This window comes from Caminibacter sp., assembly GCF_053999135.1.
In genome coordinates this window covers 1-16,349 of sequence record NZ_JBMXVQ010000089.1, presented here as the reverse complement: position 1 = coordinate 16,349, position 16,349 = coordinate 1, and the positions used below count along the sequence as shown (strand labels likewise).

The following is a 16,349-nucleotide window of genomic DNA, read 5'->3' as shown; positions in this document are numbered from 1 at the left end:
AGTAATGAAGAATGGAGAATTGAGAATGGAGAATGAAGATAGTGAAAAGTTAAAAGTGAGAAATGAAAAATGTAGGTGTGAGGCTTTAGAGCAAATTAAAGAGAAAAAATACTATGAAAAATACAAAAACAAAAGAGTTATAACGGTTGGGATATGTTTTAGTGAGGAAGAGAGAAATATAGTTGAGTTTGAATATGAAATAAAGGAAGATTAATGACATTACAAGAAGCAAAAAAAATATATTTTTATGAAAACAGAAAAAAAGAAAATTTAGAGTTTACAAAAAAGAGAACTCTTACAAAAAGAGGGGTTGTATGGCTTGGACAAACATGTAATCTTAACTGTTATTTTTGTTATTTCAGGGATAAAATTGATGATAAAGAGCATCCCGAACATCCTTTTATGAGTCTTGAGAAAGCCAAAAAAATAATGCATACCTTAAGATATGTTTATGCAAATAATGCTGTGGATATTCAAGGTGGAGAGCCAACAATTTATCCTAAAATTTTTGAGCTTATCGAATATTGTAACGAAATTGGTCTTGCTCCAACTCTTATTACCAACGGTATTGTTTTAGCAAATGAAGAGATGACAAAAAAATTTAAAGATGCCGGGGTTAAAGATTTTTTATTCAGTATTCATGCAATAGGTGAGGAATATGACAGAATAGTCGGACTTAGGGGAGGTAGTAAAAAACAGATGAAAGCTCTTTATAATCTTCAAAAATATGAAATACCTTTTAGATTAAACTGTACAATGACAAAAGAAGCCGGGAAACAGCTTGTGGATATTGCCACGTTGGCTGTTGAAACGGGAGCAAGGGTTGTGAATTTTATAGCGTTTAATCCGTTTGCGGACCAGCAGGGTAACAGAGACCTTACTGATGTGCCAAGATATAGCGATTTAAAAGAAAATTTACAAAAAGCAATAGATTTATTAGAAGAAAATAATATTGAGGTAAATGTCAGATATTTTCCAATTTGTATGTTAGATGAAAAATATAGAAAAAATATCTATAATTTTCAACAGCTTCCTTACGACCATCATGAATGGGATTACAATTCATGGACATGGACTACTAGGTTTAATCAAAAAACGAAATGGAATGAGCTTGATAAACCTATACCTATACTTTTATATAATCTGAAAGAATATAACGGTATTGATTTTAGCGAATGGAGTGAGCACGGGACTAAAAAACATTATTATAAAGATGTAAGCGATTACGAAATGTTTGAATTAATGCTAAAACTTTTCAGTGCCGATGTGCCAAAAGAGCTTTTGTATAAAAACAACGCAAAGTTAAGAGCAGAAAAACATACCGGTTATAAAAAATGTGAAATATGCAAAAACTGTGATATAGAAGATATTTGTGACGGGTTTCATGGAGATTATGCTGAAGTGTTTGGAATGGAAGAAGCAAAAGCGATAAAAGTCGGAAAAAAAATAACTGATCCGAAATTTTATGTAAAAGAGCAATTAAAGGTAGTGGATTGAAAAAGATATTGATTACCGGAGGAGCGGGGTTTATAGGAAGTCATTTATGCGAGAGACTGTTAAAAGAAGGAAATGAAGTAATCTGTCTTGATAATTTTTTTACCGGAAGCAAAGATAATATAGTGCATTTAATGAATAATCCTTATTTTGAAGTAATAAGACACGATATAGAAGAACCAATATTAATTGAAGTAGATGAAATTTATAACCTTGCATCCCCTGCAAGTCCTATTCATTATCAAAAAGACCCTGTAAAAACGGTTAGGACGAACGTAATGGGAGCCATTAATGTGCTTGATATTGCAAAAAGAACGGGTGCGAGAGTGTTGCAGGCTTCGACTAGTGAAGTGTATGGAGACCCGGAAGTCCATCCTCAGGTTGAAGAATACAGGGGAAATGTGAATCCGATAGGTCCAAGAGCCTGTTACGATGAAGGCAAAAGATGTGCTGAGACGCTTTTTTTTGATTATTACAGGGAATACGGTGTTGATATTAGAGTAGTTAGGATTTTTAATACTTATGGTCCGAGAATGGCTATTAATGATGGCAGGGTTGTTAGTAACTTTATTATTCAGGCTTTAAAAAATGAGGATATTACGATTTATGGGGATGGAAGTCAGACTAGAAGTTTTTGTTATGTCGATGATTTGGTGGATGGTCTTATAAAAATGATGAAATCGGATATTATCGGACCTGTAAATTTAGGAAACCCGGGGGAGTTTACAATATTTGAGTTAGCCGAAAAAATTATTAACCTTATAAATTCAAAAAGTAAAATTATTTTTAGACCCTTACCTCAGGATGATCCTAAACAAAGGAAACCTGATATTTCAAAAGCTAAAAAATATCTTAATTGGCAGCCTAAAATAGGTTTAGAAGAAGGACTTGCTAAAACCATACAATATTTTAAAAGGAAATTAAATGAGTTATAAAATAGAAGATATTTCTTATACGGTTACGGAATACTGCCCGGGTCCATGCAGATACTGCAGTATGTGGAAACTGCCTGACAGGAGAGATGAAGAACTTACCGAAGAAGAAATAGACAGTATATTTTCTTCAAAGTATTTAGACCTTAAAAAAGTGCATTTAACAGGTGGAGAGCCGCATCTTAGCGATACGTATATAAAAGTGGTTGACAGTATTTATAAATATCATAACGATGTTGTGATTGATTCTCCGATAACCGGTTGGTATCCGGACAGACATGAAGAAATAGCAAAATATGTATTAAAAAAATTTCCTCTATACAGGCTTGATATTTCAATTGACGGGGATGAGGAAACTCATAAAAAAATCAGGCTTCATAAGGACGGGTTTAAAAAGTCTCTTGAAACGATTGAAAGACTTAAAAAACTTAAAGGTATGCTTGTAAGAATTCAGTTTACTATATATAAAGAAAATTACCATCTTATAGAATGGATGTATAATTTCGCAAAAAGTTTAGGGGTTGGGCTTTATATAGGATACGGGAGATATAATCCCGAAAGATACAGAAACAAAAAAGACAATGTTACAAAAAAAGAGTTAAGCGAAAACGATTTTATTTTCAGTGAGGAAGAACTTGCCGAAATTGACAGACAGCTTAGAAATATCGGATATCACAAAAGCAGGTATGAGAGCAAATATCTTCTTCAAAAGGCTGTTTTTGAGGGGAAAAATATTAAATTTAACTGTTATATGGGAGAGAGAAATGTAGATATCGACCCTTACGGAAACGTATATCCATGTCTTTTATGGCTGCCTTATCTGAAGTTCGGAAATATAAGAGAAGATGGAGGATTTGATAACGTACTTGAAAAAGGTAAAAACGTTTTAGAACTGATTAAAAATGGTGTATGTCATAAAGACTGTCTTTATACCTGTGCGAATAAATGCGAAATAATCGAACCGAATGTAAAAGCGGTAGGAATGAGAAAATATTCAAGCAAATATGCTTTTGCTTTTTGTGAAGGGGATATAATTGAACTTAATCCATGGTGGAAAAAAGAGTATGAGGAAAAAGGTATTATATGAATGGAGAATTGATAATTGATAATTGATAATGAAAACAATTTTGATAAAGGGAATGGGGTTAAAAAAAATAAATATATCTGGTTTGATTTGATTACACCAAAATCGGTGCTTTTTTTTAAGCCGATTATTGAAAAATTAAAAAAAAGAGGAAAAAATATTTTAATTACCGCAAGGGAAGGGCAGGATTATAAAGAGGTTGTTGATTTACTCAGGCTTTATAATTTAGAATTTATCAATAGAGGAACATTTGGAGGCGGAGATTTAAAAGATAAATTACATGCATCCATTAACAGACAAAAAGAGTTAATGGAATTTATAACCCGGTATGATGTAGAAAAACTGGTATGTTTAAGCAGTGTGGACGCTGTAAGGGTGGCTTTTGGACTGGGACTGCCTGTATATAATTTTTACGATATACCTTTAAGTGATTATAAAACCGATTTTAAAAAAGCATTGCCTCAGGCGCGTCTTACCATACCTCTTTCGAGTAAAATGTTTAAGCCTTTTGTAGTCCCGGATGAGGTTATATTAAGGTTCGGGCTTGAAAAAGACCAGATAGTGGAATATAATTTTATAGACCCTCTTATATGGCTTAAAGATTTTAAATTTGACAAAAAATATGTAAAAAATTTTTATAAAAAGTATGGAATTGACAGAAATAAATTTACAGTATTGATAAGGGAAGAAGAATATAAGGCAAGTTATGTAAACAAAAAATATCCTTTTCTTTATGAAACGCTTCCTGAGATTTATAAAAGATTTAACGCAAATATTATCATTATTCCAAGATATGAAAGTGAATATTTAAAAAAAGAGTTTCCTTTTGCTTATGTAATAGAGGAAAAAATAATTTTGCAGCATTTATTAAAAGATGTGGATTTATTCATAGGCGGAGGAGGCACAATAAATACGGAAAGCTGTTTTTTAGGAACTCCTACAATTTCTACAAGAAGTTTTATAAGTCATTATGATAAGTGGCAGATTGATAACGGCTTAATGGTGTGGACAAACAATAAAAAAGAACTTATTGAATATGTAAAAAAAGCAAAAGAGAAAAAGCTGATTCCAAACATAAAAGTTTTGGATAAAATGAAAGTAGATTTAAATCTTTTGATAGAAAGTATTTTAAAAGGATAGAAATGTTTAATTTTTTTAAGAAAAAAAACAGGACTAAGTCCAGTGATATGGTGAGTCCTAAAAAAGACCCGTTTCCGGATTATGATGAAATAAAAAATTTAACTCTTATTGACATAAGAGACCCTGAAGATGTAAAATATTACGGAAGAGTTGAAAATTCAATTAATATACCTTTTGATGAATATTTTGCAAGCAAGCTTTTAATGCTTGATAAAAATAAAAAATACGGAATTATAGATTTAAGGGGGATAGTCAGTGATTTAAAAGAGGCCGAGAGAATAGCAAAAGAAATAGGGCTTGATACTAAAGCTCTTAGAGGAGGATTTTTTTATATTACGGAAGTTTTAAATATTAAACCGATAAAGGAAGATAATGAATGTAGTAATTTTAGGAAGTAGCGTAGGAATTGGAGCGTTAATAGGATATGTTACAAATTATGTGGCGATAAAGCTTCTTTTTCGTCCGTATAAGCCTGTAAAGATAGGAAATATTACTATTTTTCCTCAGGGAGTAATTCCTCGAGAAAAAAAATCGTTGGCAAAAAAAGTCGGGGAAGTAGTCAAAAACTATATATTAAGCGAAGAAGAAATAAAAAAAGTTATTACATCCCCTGAAGTCAGGGAGGAGATAGAAAAATTTTTGGACGAAAAAATTGAACATTTGACAGATAAGGAGATTACGGAGTTTATTTCAAAAGAAGAGATGGCCGATAATTTTGCAAAAATTATCGTAAAAGTGGTTCAGGAAAAATTTTCTATGTTTGCTTCACTAATAAGCGAAGATATGATAAAAAATATTTTAATCCAGCTTGAAGTTCCTTTAAAAATAAATGAATTGGTTAAAAGCGAAAAAATAAAAGAAATTTTAAAAAAAGAGGTTTTTGAATTTTTGGAAAAAGAAGTGCCTCAAATTTTTCTAAAAGCTCACGTTGATAAAATAGTAGAAGAAAAAGTGGATTCCTTTGATGAAAAAACGCTTGAAGATATGCTTTTTTCATTAATGAAAAAACATTTTAGTTTTATTAATTTTGCCGGTGCGGTGCTTGGAGGTATTATAGGGTTTGTGCAGTATTTTATTGTTACCTCTTTTTGATTTTTTTCTTTTATTTTAAAGGTATTAAAGATATTTATCTGAAATAGAAAAAAGAGAAAATTGCAACTTAATGCAAACTTTTGTATAATTTTCTTGTACCATAATACAAGGAATAAATATGTTTGATAAAATAAAATACTATTCAAACCTTTTTCTCTCTTCAAAAACACCTGAATATAAAAGAAGTATTTTTAACAAAATCAACTTTAAAGAAAAAATAATAGGTTTAAAAGGCGCAAAAGGGGTTGGTAAAACTACTATAATTCATCAATACCTGAATTCACTCTCTTTTCCTTTAAATGAAAAATTATATATCTCTCTTGATAATCTATTGTTGAAGAATTTACTTTACTTGATATTGTTGAAGAGGCTCATAAAAGAGACGTTAAGATAATTGCCTTTGATGAAATTCATTATAAGAAAAATTTTGAAAGAGAATTAAAAACAATATATGATTTTTTTGATATTCAGGTTGTTTTTTCCGGTTCGTCCGCTATTGCAATAAGCAGCAGCGATTTAAGCAGACGTGCTGTTATTTATGATGTGCCTGTTTTGTCTTTTAGAGAATTTTTAGAGTTAAGTTTAAAAGAAAAATTTAACAGTTTTTCATTCGAAGAAATTTTACAAAACCACGAAGAAATCGCATTTAATATAATCTCGGAAATTAAACCGATTAAATATTTTGAAAACTATTTACAATACGGGGCTTATCCGTTTTTTTTAACAAGCACTGAAGAGAGTTTTATACTCAAATTAATTGAGGTTATCAATAAAACAATTGAGAGTGATTTATTGTATTTATTTAATATTGACATTAGAAATATACATATTCTTAAAAAAATGCTTGTTTTACTCTGTGAAAATCCTCCCGGTAATTTTAACGTTACGACTATTTCAAAAGAGATGGGAATAAACGTAAGAACTCTTTATAATTATATTGATGCTTTAAATAAAGGAAAGCTTATTCATCTTCTTTATTATAATAAAAAAGGAAACGCACTCTTTCAAAAGCCGGATAAAGTTTTGCTTGATAATCCTAATCTTTTTAATGCCCTGTGCGCTAATCGAAACAAAGGTTCAATAAGAGAAAGCTTTTTTATCTCACAACTTCAATATCACAACATCAGATACTCAAAACAGGGAGATTATATTATTGATAATAAATATACAATCGAAATTGGAGGAAAAAACAAAACTTTTAAACAGATAAAAGATATTAAAAACGCATATTTGGCCATTGATGATATAGAAATAGGAAGTGATAACAAAATTCCTCTTTGGCTGTTTGGATTTTTGTATTGAAATGATTTTCAAAATGTTTGATTTATTTTGAGAAAAAAAAGGGGGAGAAATTACTGAAGCGTTAAGCCCAGCATTTTTCTTACATAATCTTCCGGCATTTGATGGAAGTATAAATATTTGTAAACTTTATCCTCTTTTCCTGCAAGTTTTTTCTCAATAATATCCAAATATTCTTCTTTTGTAGGGATTCTGCCAAGCAGTGCCGTTACGGCTGCCAGTTCCGCACTTCCTAAATAAACTTTAGCACCACGTCCTAGTCTATTGTCAAAGTTTCTTGTCGAAGTTGAAAATACGTTTGCAAAGTCCGCAACCCTTGCCTGGTTACCCATACAAAGTGAACATCCAGGAATTTCTATTCTAGCACCCGCCTGACCGAATATTGAATAATATCCTTCTTCCGTTAACTGTTCTTTATCCATTTTTGTAGGAGGTGCAATCCAAAGTCTAACTGGAACCTGTCCTTCGCCTTTTAAAATCTCTCCCGCGGCTCTGTAGTGACCGATGTTTGTCATACAGCTTCCGATAAACACTTCGTCGATTTTATGAGGTCTGTTTGAATCGGCTAAAACTTCACTGATTGTAGCAACATCATCAGGGTCGTTTGGACATGCTACGATAGGCTCAGTAATTTCATTTAAATCAATTTCAATTACGGCTGCGTATTCAGCGTCTTTATCTCTTCTTAGAAGTTCAGGTTTATCAAGCCATGCTTTCATTTTGTCAATTCTTCTTTGAATTGTTCTTTTATCTTCATATCCGGCTTCAATCATAGCTTCAAGCATTTTGATGTTTGATTTCAGATATTCGGCTACTTGGTCTTCACTGACATCAACCGTACATGCAGCCGCACTTCTCTCAGCTGACGCATCGGCAAGTTCGAATGCCTGTTCGATTGTCAGATTTCTAATGATATCACCTTCGATTTCTAAGATTCTTCCGTTAAAGATATTCTTTTTGTTTTTCTTCTCAACCGTTAAAAGTCCTTGTTTAATTGCAAAATATGGAATTGCGTTAACTAAGTCTCTTAGAGTGATTCCGGGCTGAAGTTCACCTTTAAATCTAACTAAAACACTTTCAGGTACGTTTAGAGGCATACTTCCAGTAACTGCCGCAAATGCTACAAGCCCACTACCTGCCGGGAATGAAATACCGATTGGAAATCTTGTATGAGAGTCTCCTCCCGTTCCAAGTGTATCAGGTAAAATCATTCTGTTAAGCCAAGAGTGGATAACACCGTCGCCGGGTCTAAGCGCTACACCGCCTCTAGAGGTAATAAACGCAGGCAATGTATGATGAAGCTCGATATCGGCAGGTTTTGGATAAGCGGCTGTGTGACAGAAACTCTGCATTACAAGATCGGCGTTAAATCCAAGAGCCGCTAGTTCTTTAATTTCGTCCCTTGTCATAGCACCCGTTGTATCCTGGCTACCGACAGTTGTAGCGGTAGGCTCGACATACATTCCGGGTCTTACACCTTCCATGCCGCAGGCACGTCCGATTATTTTTTGAGCAAGGGTATATCCTACGCCTTTTTTCTCTTCAGGCTGGGCAGGTCTTGTGAATATGTCGCTCTCAGGCTCCATTCCAAGGGATTCCCTTGCTTTTTTAGTTAAGTTTTTACCGATAATTAACGGAACCCTTCCTCCGGCTTGTACTTCATCCGGAAGTGTGTTTGGTTTAAGTTCGAATTCACTTACAACTTCGCCGTTTTTAAGGATTTTTCCCTCATAAGGTCTGATTTCTATAATATCACCCATTTCAAGTTTTTCTACAGGTGCTTCAATCGGAAGCGCTCCGGCGTCTTCACAGGTGTTGAAGAAAATCGGTGCGATAACGCCGCCTATTACAATTCCGCCTCTTTTTTTGTTTGGCACATACGGAATTTCTTCACCTATATGCCAGATTACTGAGTTTGCTGCAGATTTTCTTGAACTTCCCGTGCCTACAACGTCACCAACGAATGCTATGGGATGTCCCGTTTTTTTAAGCTCTTCGATTTTTTCAAGGGCGTCAGGCATTTTAGCTTTTAGCATTGAAAGTGCGTGAAGAGGAATATCGCTTCTTGTAAACGCTTCACTTGCCGGACTTAGGTCGTCGGTATTTGTTTCGCCCGGTACTTTAAATACTACGGCTTTGATGCTTTCAGGAAGTTTAGGTTTTTTAGTAAACCACTCTGCATTTGCCCAGCTTTCAAGTACTTCTTTTGCATATTTATTACCGGATTTTGCCAAATCTTCAACATCATGGAATGTGTCATATACTAACAGTGTATTTTTAAGCTGGTTTGCAGCTTCTTTGGCTATTTCTTCATCTTCGTGACTTAATGCGTCGATTAGAGGTTTTACGTTGTACCCTCCAAGCATAGTCCCAAGGATTTCAACCGCTCTTTTTTTAGAAATGGCAGGGCTTGAAGCTTTACCCTGAACAATGTCGTTTAAAAATGCGGCTTTAACATATGCCGCATCGTCAACTCCCGGGTTGATGTGATTTAGGAATAAATCCATTAAATATTCTTCCTCAGGGATAGGCACCATTTTTAAAAGCTCAACAAGCTCTGCAGTCTGCTCGGCTGTTAGTGGAAGTGGAGGAATTCCAAGTTTTGCTCTTTCTTCAGTGTGTTTTTTATATTCTTCTATGAAGCTCATAGCAATCCTTTTTTGTTTGAATTATAACGCTTTGTTTTACGAATTGTTACAGTTTAAAATATTTTAAGTTAATATGTGTGTGAAAAAGTAACACGTAAATTTTGATATAATTACATAAAAAAGGCAAAAAGTGAATTTTAAAAAAATAGCAAGGGAAGTTTTAAATATTGAAGCCGATGCTTTATTAAGAGCGGATGTTAAAGGAATTGACAAAGCCGTAGAAATCGCCTACAATACAAAAGGAAAACTGATAGTAACGGGGGTTGGAAAATCAGGTCTTATAGGCTCTAAAATCGCCGCAACGTTAGCAAGTACGGGGACTCCTAGTTTTTTTATCCATCCAACAGAAGCCCTTCACGGAGACCTTGGAATGATTACAAAAGACGACAGCGTTCTTGCCATCAGCTACAGTGGAGAGAGCGAAGAGCTTATAAAGATTTTGCCTCATATTAAAAGATTTGATGTGCCTTTGATTGCAATGACCGGTGATAAGAGTTCTACGCTTGCAAGATATGCGGATGTTGTATTGAATATTCATGTGGATAAAGAAGCGTGTCCTTTAAATGTGGCCCCTACAAGTTCCACAACCCTGACCCTTGCTATGGGAGACGCATTAGCTGTGTGTCTTATGAAAAAAAGAAATTTTACAAAAGAGGATTTTGCCTCTTTTCATCCGGGAGGAAGCCTTGGAAAAAGGCTTTTTGTAAAAGTTAAAGATTTGATGAAAAAAGATTTTCCAGTAGCGGATGAGAACGATACGTTAAAAGAATCGATAATAAAAATGACGGAAGGTAAAATAGGACATATTCTTTTTCTTGATAAAGGAAAAATAAAGGCCCTTTTAAGCGACGGGGACCTTAGACGGGCTATGATGAGCGAAAACTTTGATTTGAATAAAAAAGCTTTAAGTTTCGCTTCGTTAAATCCTAAGAGCGTTAAAGCCGATATTTTGGCAAGTGATGCCCTTAAATTTATGGAAGATAATAAAATTCAACTGTTGCCCGTAGAAAATGATAACGGAGAGATAATAGGCGTTATTCATATTCATGATTTGGTGGAATCCGGAATAAAATAAATATTAAGGAGATATATTGAGACTGAATAAATTTATAAGTCACCATACGACTTATTCAAGAAGAGAAGCTGATAAACTGATTTTTGACGGAAAAGTCAAGGTAAACGGGGTTGTTGTGACAAATCCCGCATACGACGTACAGCCGGGCGATAAAGTAGCCCTCAACGGCAGACCCGTTAAAAAGAGTACTAAATATACATGTATAGTGTATAACAAGCCAAGGGGAGAATTGGTAACGAAAAAAGACGACAGGGGTAGAAAAACGATATACGATTCTCTTCCGAAAAAATACAGACATTTTATTCCCGTAGGCAGACTTGATTTTGCAAGTGAAGGTCTTTTGATTTTAACCGATTCTCCAAAAGTTGCAGACGCTTTAATGACTTCTGATTTGCCAAGAGTGTATAAACTTAGAATCAAAGGGAATATAACCCCGGAGATGGAAAAGGCTATGCAGGAAGGAATTGTGGTATGTAAAGAAGGGGCTCACAAACTATCAGGCGATAAAAAAATGGAATTAAAGCCTTTTTTAAGTTATCAGATTATTAAAAACGACCCAAAATATTCTACTCTTAAAGTCGCAATCGGGGAAGGTAAAAACAGAGAACTTAGAAGATTTTTTGCCCATTTCGGAAGAGACGTTCTTGATTTAAAAAGGCTCTCATACGGATGGGTCTCTCTTAATGCGCTGCCTACTGGAAAAACGCGTTATTTTGATAAAAGGGAATATAAACTTTTAAAAGAGTTTTTGAATAAAAATTCAAAAAATTAAAGGAGAGATATGCATAAAATAAAGATAAAAACAAATTATAAATCAGAAGTTATAGATATAACCCGGGAAATAAAAGAAACTGTTATAAAAAGCGGAGTTAAAGACGGTATAGCGGTTGTTTTTTGTCCCCATTCCACAGCGAGTCTAATAGTTTTTGAAAAAAGCGACGCTGCGTTAAAGAGGGATTTACTCGGAATGTTTAAAGATATCGTGCCTTTTAGGAATTATTCCCACTCTAACGCCAGGGCTCATTTAAAAGCCGCTTTTTTAAGAAGTGATTTAACGTTTATAGTGGAAAACGCAGATGTACTGCTTGGAGAGTGGCAGGGAATTTATCTTGTAGAGTTTGACGGACCTAGGGAAAGAGAAATTGTTGTAAAGGTTATTAATGGTTAATCCTATTTTGGTGGTAATCGTTTTACTTTTTATTGCTCTTAGTTTTAACATTCCTTTTGCGAGGTTTAAAATACCTCCTATTATCGGATATATTTTTACGGGGATTATAATTTCCAATATTTTTCATCTTGACAAACATACTATAGAAGTGGTTGCTGAGCTTGGTATTGTATTTTTGATGTTTATGATAGGACTTGAATTTTCACCTGAGAAACTCAAATCCATGAAAAAAGAGGTATTTGGGTTTGGTTTGGCGGAGATGACAATAGTTGGAAGCATATTTGGATTTATTTTTTGGTGGCTTTTTGATATGGATATAAGAATAGCTTTTGTTATAGGTTCTGCTTTGGCTCTTAGTTCTACGGCAATAGTATTAAAACTCCTTAACGAAAGCCGCGAAATATCAAAACCTTACGGGCGTATAGCTCTTGGAATTTTGCTGTTTCAGGATATTGCCGTAATTCCTATTTTAATAGCAATTTCAATTATAGTAAATAAAGACGCTAATCTTACGCAGCTTGTTTTAAAAACGATAGGCGGTTTTTTAGCCCTTGGAGTTTTTATTGTTATTTACGGAAAGTATATCGCACCTTTTATAATAAGCCATGCCACAAAAACAAAATCAGACGAAATATTTATGGCTACAGTTTTGCTGGTTGTGTTAACGGCTGCCGAAATAGCCCACTTTTTTGGTCTTAGCTATTCTTTAGGAGCGTTTTTGGCGGGTATGATTTTAAGCGAGACAAAATATAAATATCAGATAGAAGCCGACCTTGTACCGTTTAGGGATTTATTGCTTGGTATATTTTTTGTCTCCGTAGGACTTATGGTTAATATTAAGTTTGTAGCTGAAAATATATTTTCGATTTTATTGATGAGTGTTGCTATTATGACGCTTAAAGCTGGAATTATTTATTTTATGCTTAAATATTTTGTTAAACATAACCGTATAGCCATAAAAACGGCTTTTATTCTTTCCCAAGTGGGTGAGTTTGCTTTTGTTATTTTTGCTTTGCTTGGAAAATATAATCTGGTGGATAGTAATCTTTTGCAAAAGCTGGTGGTAGTGGTTGTTATTTCTATGATTTTAACTCCTTTTATTTTAAGGTATATTTATAAAATAGCCGATATTTTCGATAAAGACGTTCAAAATTTTGAAGAGTACGAAATAGCCCCGGCAGAAGTTAAAGGTCATATTATTCTTATAGGATATGATAAAATAGGTCAAAGAATTGCCAGAAAACTGACTCGTGCAGGTATTCCGTATGTAGCTATAGACAAACAGATAGAAATGGTAAAACAGGGGCTAAAAAACGGCGATAACGTAATTTTTGGAAATGCCGCAAATAAAAGGGTGCTTGAGAGTCTAAATGTAGAGGATGCAAGTGCCGTTATAATTACTACGCTTAATGAAGAACATACGCATTTAATTACGGAAAATCTTCTTAATATTAACCCTAATTTAAATATTATCGTTTTAACAGACGATGAGGTTGAAAAAGAATTTTATAAAAATCATAATGTTTATGTTATCGACAAATCAAAAGAGCTTGCCGAAAAACTTATAGAGCTTGCCCTCAGATGCGAGCTTAAACCGAAAGAGTGCAAATTATGATAAAATTCAATTAAAAAGGATTGCGATGTTTGAAAAATTGGTAGAAAATATAGAAAACTATAAAAAGCCTTTGGCATTTGGTATTGCAAGGGTTGACCTTGGACAGTTAAATCACGATAAAATTTTACAGGCGACATATCCCGTAGTTAATTGGAACGAGAATTTCGGCAGTGCGGCCGTATTTATTAGAAGTTTAATTGAAACGGGGGTTGATATTGATTTTAGCGGGAGTGAATTTGTAGCTCCCGTTACAAAAGAATTTGTGGATACGGCTCTTAACTATTTCGGTGAGGATTTGGTTGCCGAGGCTTTAGGTGATAGGCATAAAAATATTCAGGTATTAAAAGTATTAAAAGAAATTTTTGAAGAGGATAATTATGATAATTACAGAATATGCTTTTTGTTTGAAGATACCAATCCAAAAAGCGTAGAGGCGGTATATCTTAAACTGTATGCCCTCTCTCAAAGAAAAGTTCCTTTAAGAAGTATTAATCTAAACGGAGCTTTTGGAGTGCTTCATAACTGTGCATGGGTTGGAAATGTTCCTATTGAGCTTGATTACTTAAGAGCGAATGAAATTGAACTAAAACTGCGTGATGCTTATCCTGAGATTGAGTATGTGGATAAATTCCCTAGATTTTTATCTCATGTAGTGCCTGAAGACAATATTAGAATTCTTGATACCGCAAAAGTTAGAATGGGAGCTCAGTTGGCACCGGGAACAACCGTAATGCCGGGAGCTAGTTATATTAACTTTAATGCCGGTACTGAAGGTCCGGTTATGGTTGAGGGAAGAATCAGCTCAAGTGCCGTTGTAAAAGAGGGTGCCGACGTTGGTGGGGGAGCTTCCATTTTAGGAGTTCTCAGCGGAACAAACGGGAATCCTGTTACTATAGGAAGAAACACGCTTCTTGGGGCAAATAGCGTAACAGGTATTCCTTTAGGGGACGGATGTATTGTTGATGCCGGGATTGCTGTGCTTGAGGGTACTAAAATCTGGATAAGCGAGGATGAATTCAATAAAATTAAAGAAGTAAATCCTGAATGGAAAGCCGAATATAAAGAGTATTTTAAAGGTCTTGAGCTGGCAGGGCTTAACGGTATTCATTATAGATTTGACACTACAAAAGGAAAAATGGTTGCGTTTAGAAGCAGAAGAGAAGTTAAATTAAATGAAGAGTTGCATTAATTCCTTTTTATAAGGAAATTATTTAACAATAGTAGATGATTTTTTTTGATATAATTTCAAACTCTAAAAAATAATAAAGGACGACAATGGCTAGAAGATGTGAAATCTGTGGTAAAGGTCCTCAATTCGGAAACAGAGTGAGCCACTCAAACAGAAAAACAAGACATAAATTCGACCCGAATATTCAACATGTGAGAATTGAAATAGACGGTGAGAGAAAAAGAATTAAAATCTGTACAAGCTGTCTTAAAAGCTTGAAAAAATCAGTATAAGTTTCCCCTTTTTGGGGTATAAATGAAATCTGTTAATTTTAAAAAATCCTTTTTTAATAAACTTATTACATTTCTTCATTGGGAAAAAAGCGAAAAACCTGAAGTTGATTTATCTGCTGATATATGGTCTGAACTAAAACCTTTCAGAGCTCCTGTAATTTTAACTATTTTAGTTATGTTGTTCGGTACTTTAGGTTATATTTGGATAGATAAATTTTCTTTAATGGACGCTTTGTATCAGACCGGAATTACTTTTACCACTGTAGGATTTGGAGAAATAGCCCCTATTTCCAAGATAGGAAGAATTTTTACCATATTTTTGATTATTGCCGGATTTGCTGTTTTTTCTTACGCTTTAGGGGTAATTGTAGATACTATTAACAAAGGGCGTCTTTTAGCGCTGCTTAAGGAGAATAGAATGCTTTATAAAATAGCCAGACTTAAAAACCATGTGGTTGTGTGCTATCATAACGATTATACTATTGAACTTACAAAAGAACTCAGACATGCCCATATTCCTTTTGTCGTAGTCGACCCTAACGAACATTTAGAACAGATTGCCCGAAAGTATAAATATCCTTTTTATATTCAGTCTGAACCCCATACTCTGTTGGCTTTAAAAAAATCGCATTTAAGCAGCGCTAAAGGAGTAATTACTTTATCAAATAATATTCCCGACAACATTGCCGTGGTAAGCAGTGTCAGGCTTTATGAAAAAGATTTAAAAAGACATCCTTATTATATTTTATCCGTAGCGAATACGGAAGAAGAAATAGAAAAACTAAAAAGGCTAGGTGCTGATGAAGTGCTCTCTCCTACCAAACTTATAGCAAAAAGAATAACAGCCATAACGGTAGACCCTGATGTCAAAAATATTTTGGAAGAATTTGTATATTCCGTAGATACGCCTCTTGATTTGGAGAAAATTACCGTTAGCAAAAAATCATGGGTTGCGTATAAAAAATTAAAAGATGCTCACTTAAGAGAGCTTTTTGATGTTACTGTAGTAGGTATTAAAGAAGCAAATGGTAAATTCATTCCCATTCCAAAAGGAGATGTTACTGTTAAACCCGGAGATATATTGTTGATTATAGGGACGGCTAAAGATATGAAAAAAGCCAGAAAGGTTATAAGAAGTACGACTAAGCCTAAAGAGTTAGACTTTATATAGGAGAAAAAAATGAATTTTAGAATTACGCCTATAGAAAAAGGAATTTGTGCGGTTGATGGTATATACGCTTCGGCGGTAAACGCCGGATTTAAAAAAGAAGGGTATGACGTTGGGTTTATAAGAAGCGATAAACCTATGGATATTGTTTATTTATTTACCACCAATAAATT

At 34.1% G+C, this 16,349-nt stretch carries 16 protein-coding genes and 1 pseudogene; 16 read left to right on the top strand and 1 reads right to left on the bottom strand.

All coding sequences use genetic code 11. The features are described from left to right. The 9 genes and pseudogenes from ACXJH6_RS07170 to ACXJH6_RS07130 form a co-directional block, all read left to right on the top strand. Nucleotides 1-214 (top strand): PD-(D/E)XK nuclease domain-containing protein (locus ACXJH6_RS07170; protein WP_456471071.1); only part of this gene is annotated, 214 nt, incomplete at its 5' end. Further along, nucleotides 214-1,497 carry a radical SAM protein gene (locus tag ACXJH6_RS07165; RefSeq protein ID WP_456471070.1) on the top strand — a complete coding sequence of 428 codons (1,284 nt, stop codon included), beginning with the start codon at nucleotides 214-216 and terminating at the stop codon, nucleotides 1,495-1,497. The genes ACXJH6_RS07170 and ACXJH6_RS07165, both read left to right, overlap by 1 nt. Beyond that, nucleotides 1,494-2,429 carry a UDP-glucuronic acid decarboxylase family protein gene (locus ACXJH6_RS07160; RefSeq protein WP_456471069.1) on the top strand — a complete coding sequence of 312 codons (936 nt, stop codon included), beginning with the start codon at nucleotides 1,494-1,496 and terminating at the stop codon, nucleotides 2,427-2,429. Before ACXJH6_RS07165 ends, ACXJH6_RS07160 begins: the two co-directional genes overlap by 4 nt. After that, nucleotides 2,419-3,513 carry a radical SAM protein gene (locus ACXJH6_RS07155; RefSeq protein ID WP_456471068.1) on the top strand — a complete coding sequence of 365 codons (1,095 nt, stop codon included), beginning with the start codon at nucleotides 2,419-2,421 and terminating at the stop codon, nucleotides 3,511-3,513. Before ACXJH6_RS07160 ends, ACXJH6_RS07155 begins: the two co-directional genes overlap by 11 nt. Before the next feature lie 15 nt (nucleotides 3,514-3,528). Further along, on the top strand, nucleotides 3,529-4,650 hold the full coding sequence (locus ACXJH6_RS07150; protein WP_456471067.1) for a DUF354 domain-containing protein: 1,122 nt from the start codon (nucleotides 3,529-3,531) through the stop codon (nucleotides 4,648-4,650). Between the two features lie 2 nt (nucleotides 4,651-4,652). After that, entirely contained in the window at nucleotides 4,653-5,048 is a 396-nt protein-coding gene (locus ACXJH6_RS07145; protein WP_456471066.1) for a rhodanese-like domain-containing protein, read from the top strand. After that, nucleotides 5,023-5,742: a DUF445 domain-containing protein gene (locus ACXJH6_RS07140; RefSeq protein WP_456471065.1), complete on the top strand. Its 720-nt coding sequence runs from the start codon at nucleotides 5,023-5,025 to the stop codon at nucleotides 5,740-5,742. The genes ACXJH6_RS07145 and ACXJH6_RS07140 overlap by 26 nt, the downstream gene beginning before the upstream one ends. Nucleotides 5,743-5,860: 118 nt before the next feature. Then, nucleotides 5,861-6,255, top strand: a pseudogene (locus tag ACXJH6_RS07135) (AAA family ATPase); the annotation flags it as partial. Nucleotides 6,256-6,294: 39 nt separating this feature from the next. Next, the gene (locus tag ACXJH6_RS07130; protein ID WP_456471072.1) at nucleotides 6,295-7,044 is read left to right on the top strand and encodes a DUF8612 domain-containing protein; all 750 of its coding nucleotides are present in this window, start codon (nucleotides 6,295-6,297) and stop codon (nucleotides 7,042-7,044) included. Nucleotides 7,045-7,094: 50 nt separating this feature from the next. Here the strand turns inward: ACXJH6_RS07130 and acnB are convergent, their stop codons facing one another. Further along, entirely contained in the window at nucleotides 7,095-9,689 is a 2,595-nt protein-coding gene (gene acnB, locus ACXJH6_RS07125; protein WP_456471064.1) for a bifunctional aconitate hydratase 2/2-methylisocitrate dehydratase, read from the bottom strand. A 130-nt stretch (nucleotides 9,690-9,819) separates the two neighbouring features. Here acnB and ACXJH6_RS07120 point away from each other — a divergent pair, with 130 nt between their 5' ends. From ACXJH6_RS07120 to ACXJH6_RS07090, 7 genes are all read left to right on the top strand, one after another. Then, nucleotides 9,820-10,764, top strand: a complete 945-nt coding sequence (locus ACXJH6_RS07120; protein WP_456471063.1) for a KpsF/GutQ family sugar-phosphate isomerase — start codon at nucleotides 9,820-9,822, stop codon at nucleotides 10,762-10,764. Nucleotides 10,765-10,780: 16 nt separating this feature from the next. Then, nucleotides 10,781-11,536 carry a pseudouridine synthase gene (locus ACXJH6_RS07115; protein WP_456471062.1) on the top strand — a complete coding sequence of 252 codons (756 nt, stop codon included), beginning with the start codon at nucleotides 10,781-10,783 and terminating at the stop codon, nucleotides 11,534-11,536. Between the two features lie 9 nt (nucleotides 11,537-11,545). Further along, entirely contained in the window at nucleotides 11,546-11,932 is a 387-nt protein-coding gene (locus tag ACXJH6_RS07110; RefSeq protein ID WP_456471061.1) for a secondary thiamine-phosphate synthase enzyme YjbQ, read from the top strand. Then, nucleotides 11,925-13,547 carry a cation:proton antiporter gene (locus ACXJH6_RS07105; protein ID WP_456471060.1) on the top strand — a complete coding sequence of 541 codons (1,623 nt, stop codon included), beginning with the start codon at nucleotides 11,925-11,927 and terminating at the stop codon, nucleotides 13,545-13,547. The genes ACXJH6_RS07110 and ACXJH6_RS07105 overlap by 8 nt, the downstream gene beginning before the upstream one ends. A gap of 25 nt (nucleotides 13,548-13,572) precedes the next feature. Next, a complete protein-coding gene (locus tag ACXJH6_RS07100) occupies nucleotides 13,573-14,736 on the top strand; it encodes a tetrahydrodipicolinate N-succinyltransferase N-terminal domain-containing protein (protein ID WP_456471059.1) in 1,164 nt (387 codons plus the stop codon). 86 nt (nucleotides 14,737-14,822) lie between these two features. Then, nucleotides 14,823-15,008, top strand: coding sequence for a 50S ribosomal protein L28 (gene rpmB, locus ACXJH6_RS07095; protein WP_456471058.1), 186 nt, complete (start codon nucleotides 14,823-14,825; stop codon nucleotides 15,006-15,008). A gap of 22 nt (nucleotides 15,009-15,030) precedes the next feature. Continuing rightward, the gene (locus tag ACXJH6_RS07090; protein WP_456471057.1) at nucleotides 15,031-16,179 is read left to right on the top strand and encodes a potassium channel family protein; all 1,149 of its coding nucleotides are present in this window, start codon (nucleotides 15,031-15,033) and stop codon (nucleotides 16,177-16,179) included. Nucleotides 16,180-16,349: the final 170 nt, after the last annotated feature.

Coding starts and splice junctions, on each gene's coding strand:
- ACXJH6_RS07165 (WP_456471070.1), top strand. CDS start 214: ATGACATTACAAGAAGCAAAAAAAATATATTTTTATGAAAACAGAAAA.
- ACXJH6_RS07155 (WP_456471068.1), top strand. CDS start 2,419: ATGAGTTATAAAATAGAAGATATTTCTTATACGGTTACGGAATACTGC.
- ACXJH6_RS07145 (WP_456471066.1), top strand. CDS start 4,653: ATGTTTAATTTTTTTAAGAAAAAAAACAGGACTAAGTCCAGTGATATG.
- ACXJH6_RS07140 (WP_456471065.1), top strand. CDS start 5,023: ATGAATGTAGTAATTTTAGGAAGTAGCGTAGGAATTGGAGCGTTAATA.
- acnB (WP_456471064.1), bottom strand. CDS start 9,689: ATGAGCTTCATAGAAGAATATAAAAAACACACTGAAGAAAGAGCAAAA.
- ACXJH6_RS07110 (WP_456471061.1), top strand. CDS start 11,546: ATGCATAAAATAAAGATAAAAACAAATTATAAATCAGAAGTTATAGAT.
- ACXJH6_RS07105 (WP_456471060.1), top strand. CDS start 11,925: ATGGTTAATCCTATTTTGGTGGTAATCGTTTTACTTTTTATTGCTCTT.
- ACXJH6_RS07100 (WP_456471059.1), top strand. CDS start 13,573: ATGTTTGAAAAATTGGTAGAAAATATAGAAAACTATAAAAAGCCTTTG.
- rpmB (WP_456471058.1), top strand. CDS start 14,823: ATGGCTAGAAGATGTGAAATCTGTGGTAAAGGTCCTCAATTCGGAAAC.
- ACXJH6_RS07090 (WP_456471057.1), top strand. CDS start 15,031: ATGAAATCTGTTAATTTTAAAAAATCCTTTTTTAATAAACTTATTACA.